The 8,895-nt window shown below is 45.6% G+C and carries 9 protein-coding genes and 1 tRNA gene; all 10 read right to left on the minus strand.

What is annotated here, in order from left to right; genetic code table 11:
- The coding region (locus AC06L3_RS04375; protein WP_475669403.1) for a DNA-directed RNA polymerase subunit beta' at positions 1-1,622 on the minus strand (1,622 nt) is incomplete at its 3' end.
- Positions 1,623-1,651: 29 nt separating this feature from the next.
- Positions 1,652-5,473 carry a DNA-directed RNA polymerase subunit beta gene (gene rpoB / locus AC06L3_RS04380; protein ID WP_475669404.1) on the minus strand — a complete coding sequence of 1,274 codons (3,822 nt, stop codon included), beginning with the start codon at positions 5,471-5,473 and terminating at the stop codon, positions 1,652-1,654.
- 104 nt (positions 5,474-5,577) lie between these two features.
- Complete coding sequence (rplL, locus tag AC06L3_RS04385; RefSeq protein WP_475669405.1) at positions 5,578-5,952, minus strand: 50S ribosomal protein L7/L12; 375 nt, start codon at positions 5,950-5,952, stop codon at positions 5,578-5,580.
- 36 nt (positions 5,953-5,988) lie between these two features.
- A complete protein-coding gene (gene rplJ / locus AC06L3_RS04390; protein WP_475669406.1) occupies positions 5,989-6,513 on the minus strand; it encodes a 50S ribosomal protein L10 in 525 nt (174 codons plus the stop codon).
- Between the two features lie 15 nt (positions 6,514-6,528).
- Positions 6,529-7,230, minus strand: a complete 702-nt coding sequence (gene rplA, locus AC06L3_RS04395) for a 50S ribosomal protein L1 (RefSeq protein ID WP_475669407.1) — start codon at positions 7,228-7,230, stop codon at positions 6,529-6,531.
- Positions 7,231-7,262: 32 nt separating this feature from the next.
- The gene (gene rplK, locus AC06L3_RS04400) at positions 7,263-7,688 is read right to left on the minus strand and encodes a 50S ribosomal protein L11 (RefSeq protein WP_475669408.1); all 426 of its coding nucleotides are present in this window, start codon (positions 7,686-7,688) and stop codon (positions 7,263-7,265) included.
- Between the two features lie 60 nt (positions 7,689-7,748).
- Positions 7,749-8,291 carry a transcription termination/antitermination protein NusG gene (nusG, locus tag AC06L3_RS04405; RefSeq protein ID WP_475669409.1) on the minus strand — a complete coding sequence of 181 codons (543 nt, stop codon included), beginning with the start codon at positions 8,289-8,291 and terminating at the stop codon, positions 7,749-7,751.
- An 8-nt stretch (positions 8,292-8,299) separates the two neighbouring features.
- Entirely contained in the window at positions 8,300-8,491 is a 192-nt protein-coding gene (secE, locus tag AC06L3_RS04410; RefSeq protein WP_475669410.1) for a preprotein translocase subunit SecE, read from the minus strand.
- Positions 8,492-8,505: 14 nt separating this feature from the next.
- Positions 8,506-8,579 (minus strand) — tRNA-Trp (locus AC06L3_RS04415).
- Between the two features lie 39 nt (positions 8,580-8,618).
- On the minus strand, positions 8,619-8,895 hold a 277-nt coding region (locus tag AC06L3_RS04420), incomplete at its 5' end, for an EF-Tu C-terminal domain-related protein (protein WP_475669411.1).

An 8,895-nucleotide genomic window follows, 5' to 3' on the forward strand; every position in this document is an offset into this window, starting at 1 on the left:
CCCTTTCTTGGTTTGGTAATGTAGTACAAACCAAGGACCATATCCTGTGAAGGGACTGTGATAGGCGCGCCGTTTGCAGGGTTCAGAATATTGTGTGAACCAAGCATCAGCAGCTGTGCCTCAAGAATGGCGGCATTGCCCGGCGGAGGGTGAACAGCCATCTGGTCACCATCGAAGTCGGCGTTGAACGCTGTACATGCAAGAGGATGGAGCTGTATTGCCTTTCCCTCAATGAGTTTTGGCTGGAAGGCCTGAATACCGAGTCTGTGAAGTGTAGGAGCACGGTTCAGCAGAACAGGATGACCCTTCATCACATTCTCAAGAATGTCCCAGATGACAGGATCCTTCCTGTCTATGATCTTCTTTGCCGATTTAACTGTCTTTACAATGCCTCTTTCAAGCAGTTTTCTGATAATGAATGGCTTGTAAAGCTCAGCCGCCATATATTTCGGAAGTCCGCACTCATGCATGTGAAGTTCAGGACCTACAACAATAACGGAACGGGCTGAATAGTCAACACGCTTACCGAGAAGGTTCTGACGGAACCTGCCCTGTTTTCCTTTCAAAGAATCAGACAGGGACTTGAGCGCTCTGTTGGCATCCGATTTAGCTGAAGTTGACTTCTTGGAATTGTCGAACAATGAATCAACCGCTTCCTGAAGCATACGCTTCTCATTTCTGAGAATCACCTCAGGGGCCTTGATTTCCATAAGTCTCTTCAAACGGTTGTTCCTTATGATAACCCTTCTGTAGAGGTCATTGAGGTCTGATGTGGCGAACCTTCCTCCATCGAGTGGAACAAGAGGTCTCAGATCAGGCGGAATTACAGGAATGACCTTGAGTATCATCCATTCAGGCTTGTTTATATCCTTGGCCTCACGGAACGATTCTATCACGCCGAGTCTCTTCAATGCCTCAGCCTTTCTCTGCTGGGACTTGTCGTTCTCAATCCTTGCGCGCAATGAATATGACAGGTCATCAAGATTGATTCGTGAAAGCAAGGTATAGATTGCCTCCGCTCCCATTGCGGCAATGAATTTCTGAGGATCATCGTCAGAAAGCATCTGGTTCTCCTTAGGAAGCTGGTGCAAAACCTCAAGGTACTCATCTTCTGTAAGGAGTTCAAGCTCCTCAATCTGATGTTTCTTCTCGGTATTCTTTGCCAGCTCAATACCCTTTGCGGCACCTAACTGAACAATCACATATCTTTCATAATATATGATGGCATCCAGTTTCTTTGAAGGAATGCCAAGGAGATAACCTATCTTGTTGGGAGTTGAACGGAAATACCATATATGAGCTACAGGAACCGTGAGCTTGATATGACCCATTCTCTCTCTCCTGACTTTCTTCTCGGTAACAACAACACCGCAACGGTCACACTTGATTCCGCGGTATCTGATGCCCTTATACTTACCGCAATGGCACTCATAATCCTTGGATGGTCCGAATATGCGCTCGCAGAACAAACCGTCACGTTCCGGTTTGTATGTTCTATAATTTACGGTTTCAGGCTTGAGGACCTCTCCTGATGACCTCTCAAGGATGGCCTCAGGAGATGCAAGTCCGATGCTGATTTTACTGAAATTACTCTTTACTTTAGTATCTTTTGTAAAAGGCATATTTTCAATTATGATTTTCAGTTAAGTAATTAGTCCAGATTTACGCTCAAGCCCAGACCTCTGAGCTCATGCAAAAGCACATTGAGTGACTCAGGAATTCCAGGATTTGGCATAGGATCGCCCTTTACAATGGCCTCATATGCCCTGGATCTTCCAACTACATCATCCGATTTGATTGTAAGAATCTCCTGAAGGACATTTGATGCTCCGAATGCCTCGAGAGCCCAGACCTCCATCTCTCCGAATCTCTGTCCTCCGAACTGTGCCTTACCGCCAAGAGGCTGCTGTGTAATCAGTGAGTAAGGTCCTATTGAACGGGCATGCATCTTGTCGTCAACCATATGTCCGAGTTTGATCATATAGATAACGCCAACTGTAGCAGGCTGATCGAACTTCTCACCTGTACCTCCATCACGGAGATAGGTCTTGCCATATCTAGGAAGTCCTGCCTTATCGGTATAATTACAGATATCGTCCAGTGAAGCACCGTCAAAGATAGGTGTTGCGAACTTGAGACCAAGCTCCTTGCCCGCCCATCCGAGTACGGACTCGTAAATCTGTCCGAGGTTCATACGTGAAGGCACGCCAAGAGGGTTGAGTACGATATCAACAATAGTGCCATCATCGAGGAAAGGCATATCCTCATCCCTTACAACTTTGGCAACAATACCCTTGTTTCCGTGACGTCCCGCCATCTTGTCGCCTACTCTGATCTTTCTCTTCTTGGCAACATAAACCTTGGCGAGCTGCATTACTCCGTTAGGAAGGTCATCACCTATGGTAATATTGTATTTCTCCTTCTTAAGCTGGGCCTCGTATTCCTTGTAAACCATCATATAATTGTTTACAAGCTGCTTGATAAGGTTGTTTGCGTTCTTGTCGTTGGTCCACTTGACCGCATTTACGTTCTCGTAATTGAAGCTGTCAAGAACCTCTCTGGAGAATGTGCTTCCCGCAGGAATGAGTTCAGCTCCATAAAGGTCTGAAATACCAACAGACTCCTTCTTGTCTACAAGGACCATCAGCTTGTCAAGGAACTTATCACGCAACACCCTAGCCTTTCTGTTGAATTCATCCTCAGCCTGCTGGATAAGGGCCTTGTTACTGTTCTTGAGTTTCTTGTTTCCGCTTTCCTTGGCGGCCTTCTGGTACAGGCTCTTGCCTATGATAACACCGGAAAGTGATGGAGAAGCCTTGAGTGAAGCATCCTTCCAGTCACCTGCCTTGTCACCGAAGATGGCGCGTAGAAGTTTCTCCTCAGGAGACGGATCGCTCTCGCCCTTAGGAGTAACCTTACCTATGAGGATATCGCCAGGCTCAACTGCGGCGCCAATCCTTATGATACCGTTCTCATCGAGGTTGCGTGTAGCATCCTCACTCACATTAGGTATATCCGATGTCAGTTCCTCGGCACCGCGTTTTGTATCCCTTACTTCAACTATGTACTCATCTACATGGATGGATGTGAAGAGGTCCTCTCTGAGAATTCTCTCGGAAAGCACGATTGCATCCTCGAAGTTATAACCCTTCCAAGGCATGAATGCAACTTTAAGGTTTCTTCCGAGTGCGAGCTCGCCGTTCTGGGTTGCATAACCCTCGGTCATAACCTGACCTGCAACAACCTTCTCACCCTTTCTTACAATAGGTTTGAGGTGTATTGAAGTGCTCTGGTTGGTCTTCCTGTAAATAGGGAGTTTATAAACAGTAACATCCGGACTGAAACTTACGAACTTCTCATTTTCTGTCCTGTCATACTTGACGTGGATTTCGTTTGCATCAACATATACCACCTCGCCCTTGCCGGCTGCAGTGACCTGGGTGCGTGAATCTCTTGCAACAGCACCTTCCAGTCCGGTTGCAACAATAGGAGCCTCAGGATGAATGATAGGAACCGCCTGACGCATCATATTGGAGCCCATAAGGGCGCGGTTTGCATCATCGTGCTCCAGGAAAGGAATCAGTGAAGCGGCAATTGAAGCAATCTGGTTAGGTGCAACGTCCATAAGGTTTACATCACTCCTTCCAACTACAGGATAATCAGCCTCATATCTGCACTTGATCCTATCCTCTACAAGCAGACCTGAATCATCTATCCTGGCATTCGCCTGAGCAACAATCTTGTTCTCCTCGTCTTCAGCGCTGAGGTATACAACACCATTATTGGAAAGGTCAACCACACCTTCACTCACTTTTCTGTATGGAGTTTCAATGAAACCAAGGTCATTGATTCTTGCATACACGCAAAGAGACGAAATAAGACCGATGTTAGGACCTTCAGGTGTCTCAATAGGGCAAAGCCTGCCGTAATGAGTATAGTGTACGTCTCGCACCTCGAAACCGGCTCTATCACGGGACAAACCGCCAGGACCGAGAGCTGATAGCCTTCTCTTGTGAGTCATCTCTGCAAGAGGGTTTGTCTGGTCCATGAACTGTGACAGCTGGCTTGTAGCAAAGAACGCATTTATGACTGAAGACAATGTCTTTGCATTAATCAGATCAGTTGGAGTGAATACGTCAGAATCCCTTACATTCATCTTCTCACGTATTGTCCTTGCCATACGGGCCAGACCAACGCTGAACTGGTTTGCAAGCTGCTCACCAACGGTTCTGATACGTCTGTTGCTCAAATGGTCAATGTCATCTACCGTTGCCCTTGAGTTGATAAGCTGAATCAGATACCTGATAATCTCTATGATATCCTGTTTTGTAAGGACTCTTACGTCCGCAGGTGTATCGAGATTGAGTTTTCTGTTCAGTCTGAAACGTCCCACATCTCCCAGATCATATCTCTTGTCCGAGAAGAAGAGTTTGTCTATCACATCCCTTGCAGTAGCCTCATCAGGTGGTTCTGAATTTCTCAACTGCCTGTATGTAAACAAGATAGCTTCCTTCTCGGAATTTGTCTGGTCTCTTTGTAAAGTATTATAGATGATTGCATAGTCGGCTGCGGAAGCTTCATCGTTCTTGATGAGGATGGTATCAACTCCTGAATTGAGAAGATCCTCGATATTGGTCTCGTCAATAACCATCTCCCTCTCGAAGAGAACATTGTTTCTCTCGATGTAAACAACCTCTCCTGTATCCTCATCAACGAAATCCTCGTTCCAGGTCATGAGGACCTTGGCGGCAAGCTTCTTGCCTATGCAATTCTGGAGATTCTCTCTTGTAATTTTAACCTCTGTAGCCAGTCCGAAAATATCAAGTATTTCCTTATCGCTGTCAAAACCGATGGCACGCAGCAGTGTGGTTACAGGTAATTTCTTTTTCCTGTCTATGTATGCGTACATGACATTGTTGATGTCAGTTGCAAACTCAATCCAGGAACCCTTGAACGGGATAATGCGGGCAGAATACAATTTGGTGCCGTTAGCATGCATGCTCTGTCCGAAGAACACACCAGGTGAACGGTGCAGCTGGGATACCACGATTCTCTCGGAACCGTTGATGATGAAGGTACCCCTTGGTGTCATATACGGGATGCTACCCAGGTACACGTCCTGAATTACAGTCTCGAAATCCTCATGTTCAGGATCGGTACAATATAATTTCAATTTAGCCTTTAAAGGAACGGAATATGTGGCACCTCTGTCAAGGCACTCATCCATTGAATAACGTGGAGGATCTACAAAGTAGTCAATGAACTCGAGAATGAAATTGTTTCTCGTATCTGTGATAGGGAAAACTTCCTGAAATACTTTGTACAAACCCTCATTTTTCCTGTTTTCAGGGGTTGTATCCAACTGAAAGAAATCCTTGAATGATTTCAGCTGAACCTCAAGAAAATCAGGATAATCCAGAAGTGTCTTAGATGTGGCGAATGTAATACGCTGATTGTTAGATTTTTGCGCCATTTTTGTAAGGGTTGGAAAAAATAAACTGAAAAAACGACAAAAAGGTTTAGGGCATAAATACCCTAAACCTGATTATTTCCCGCTTGAAGCCGGGTGGATTGAAGTTATTTTACTTCTACCTCAGCACCAACTTCCTCAAGCTTAGCTTTCAGTTCTTCAGCCTCAGCCTTGCTTACTTTCTCCTTAACTGCCTTAGGAGCGCCGTCTACGAGTTCCTTAGCCTCTTTGAGTCCGAGACCTGTGAGCTCTTTAACAACTTTAACAACCTGCAATTTAGCCTGACCTGCTGACTTGAGAACTACGTCAAACTCGGTCTGCTCTGCAACGGCTGCAGCAGCACCGGCTGCAGGAGCAGCAACTGCAACAGCTGCAGCAGCTGGCTCAATACCATATTCCTCTTTAAGAACTTTTGCCAACTCTTGAACGTCCTTTACTGTAAGGTTAACGAGTTCCTCAGCTAATTGTTTAATATCTGCCATAATTGTAAATTTTTATTATGTGTTAATTTTTGTTTTTTATTCTTTTTCTGAAAGTGTTTTTACAATACCTGCAATCTTCTGGCCACCCTGAGCCTGGAGAGCTGATATAACATTCTGCATAGGAGCCTGGAGCATACCGATGATATCACCGAGGAGTTCATCCTTGCTCTTGATATTGACGAGAGTCTCGAGATTCTCCTTGCCAATATAAACACAGTCCTGTACGTAAGCAGCTTTCAATACCGGCTTCTTGTCATCGCCGCCAAGCTCTTTGATAAGCTTGGCAGGAGCATTGGCAACGGTGGTGAACATAACTGCAGAAGAGCCCTTGAGAACATCCTTGAACTGCTCGTAACCTTCGAACGCCTTTCTTTCCAATACTTTGAAGAACAATGAATTCTTGACTACGATCATCTTGATGCCCTTCTCAAAGCAAGCACGACGCAACTTTGTGGTATCTCCGGCGTTCAAGCCTTCAACATCGGTTACGTAAAAACCTGGAGTTTCCTCGAGCTGTGCTGCCAACTTATCAATAATTTGTGCTTTTAATTCTTTTTTCATAACAGATTATTTTAATTACAAAGCAGCACCAACACCTTTGCTGTCAATACAAATACCAGGGCCCATTGTAGAGCAGATATATATGCTCTTGACATAAGAACCTTTCAAAGCCTGAGGTTTGAGCTTAACAACTGTGTTGATAAACTCCTGTGCGTTGTCAGCAATCTGGGATGCGCTGAAAGAAACCTTTCCGATAGCTGCGTGAACGATTCCCTGTTTGTCAACCTTGAAGTCAATCTTACCTGCCTTTACTTCCTTCACTGCATTGGCAACGTCCATGGTTACGGTACCTGTCTTAGGGTTTGGCATCAAGCCTCTAGGACCGAGAATCCTACCAAGAGGACCAATCTTGCCCATTACGGAAGGAGTACAGATAATAACATCGATCTCTGTCCAGCCACCTTTGATTTTCTCAACATACTCATCCAGACCAACGAAATCAGCGCCGGCCTCTTTAGCGTCATTCTCCTTGTCAGGAGTACAAAGAACCAGTACTCTAACCTGTTTACCGGTTCCATGAGGAAGTGTCACAACGCCACGAACCATCTGATTGGCCTTACGGGGATCAACACCAAGACGGACATCGATGTCAACCGATGCATCGAACTTTGTGGTGGTGATTTCCTTGACCAGCTCAGCTGCTTCCTTGAGGGTATATGCCTTGCCGGCTTCAATCTTTGAAGCGACAGCCTTTTGGTTTTTTGTCAGTTTACCCATTTCTTAAATCTTTAGTCAGTTAATGCCTGGTCTCAATCCTTTACTGTGATACCCATGCTACGGGCTGTACCTGCTACCATTGAGATAGCCGATTCCAGTGTAAAGCAGTTAAGGTCGGGCATTTTGTCCTGGGCAATCGCTGTAACCTGCTCCTTGGTCACTGAAGCAACCTTCTTGCGGTTAGGTTCTGCTGAACCTGACTTCTGCTTGGTAGCTTCAAGCAACTGGATGGCTACAGGAGGTGTTTTGATGACGAAGTCAAATGATTTGTCACTGTAGTAAGTGATAATCACCGGCAGTGTCTTACCTGATTTGTCCTGGGTTCTGGCGTTGAACTGTTTGCAAAAGTCCATTATGTTCAAACCCTTGGAACCGAGAGCGGGACCAACGGGAGGTGATGGATTTGCAGCGCCTCCTTTAATCTGTAATTTGATTATTCCAGCAACTTCTTTAGCCATTTTACCAAAAAAATTATATGTAAACACTATACGGAGAACGCAGACCCGGTAACAGTCGGCCTACATTTTCTCCACTTGCATAAAACCAAGATCGATAGGTGTTTTACGACCAAAGATCTTGACCATGACCTTGAGCTTCTTCTTCGCGTCGTCAACCTCTTCAATGACACCATTGAAGCCTGAAAACGGTCCGAAGGTAACCTTTACCGTTTCGCCTACGGTAAATGGTACGAGAACTTCTTCCTGCGTCTCTTCGAGTTCAGTCGCTGAACCCAGTATCCTGCTTACTTCGGCAGGACGCAGAGGCGTCGGATTGTCCATGCCTCCAAGAAATCCCAAAACGTTCGGGCAATTTCTAAGTCTCTGCTTGATTTCACCGTCCAGTACAGCTTCAACCAGGACGTATCCGGGAAGATAACTGCGCTCCTTGACGACACGTTTGCCGTTCTTTACGGAGACCACTTTTTCAGTAGGAATCAGCACCTGTGAAATGAGTTCCTCAATGCCGTTGTTACGGGCGTCGGCCTCAAGATATTCCTTTACCTTGAGCTCCTTGCCGCTGATGGCCTTCAGAACATACCATTTTTTCACCAACTCAGCCATTTCTCAAATCAATTAGGATAGATAAATTGCATTATCTCCTGGAAGCACTTATCCATGAGGAAGACTACAACGGCAATCATCAGGGAAGCTACTAAAACGATGACTGCACTGCTGGCCAGTTCTTTGCCAGTGGGCCATGTTGTCTTATGGACAAGCTCATTGTAAGATTCCTTACAGTTTGAAATGAAATTCTTGAACATAACTGTTATTTTCTTGGCAGGGGTGGCAGGAATCGAACCCACATTGACGGTTTTGGAGACCGCTGTTCTGCCATTGAACTACACCCCTAAAAGAACCTGTCCCGGTCAGGACAGGTTCAATTGTCTATTAGTCGAGGATCTTGGTTATCTGACCTGAACCTACGGTACGACCACCTTCGCGGATAGCGAAACGCAGACCTACGTTGATGGCAACAGGGTAAATCAGAGTAACGGTGATCTCAACGTTATCACCAGGCATTACCATTTCAGTTCCTTCCGGCAGAGTGATTTCACCGGTGCAGTCCATTGTACGGATGTAGAACTGAGGACGGTACTTGTTGCGGAATGAAGTGTGACGACCACCTTCCTTCTGTGTCAGTACGTAGATAGAAGCTACGAATGTG

The organism is Candidatus Egerieousia sp., from assembly GCF_056211015.1.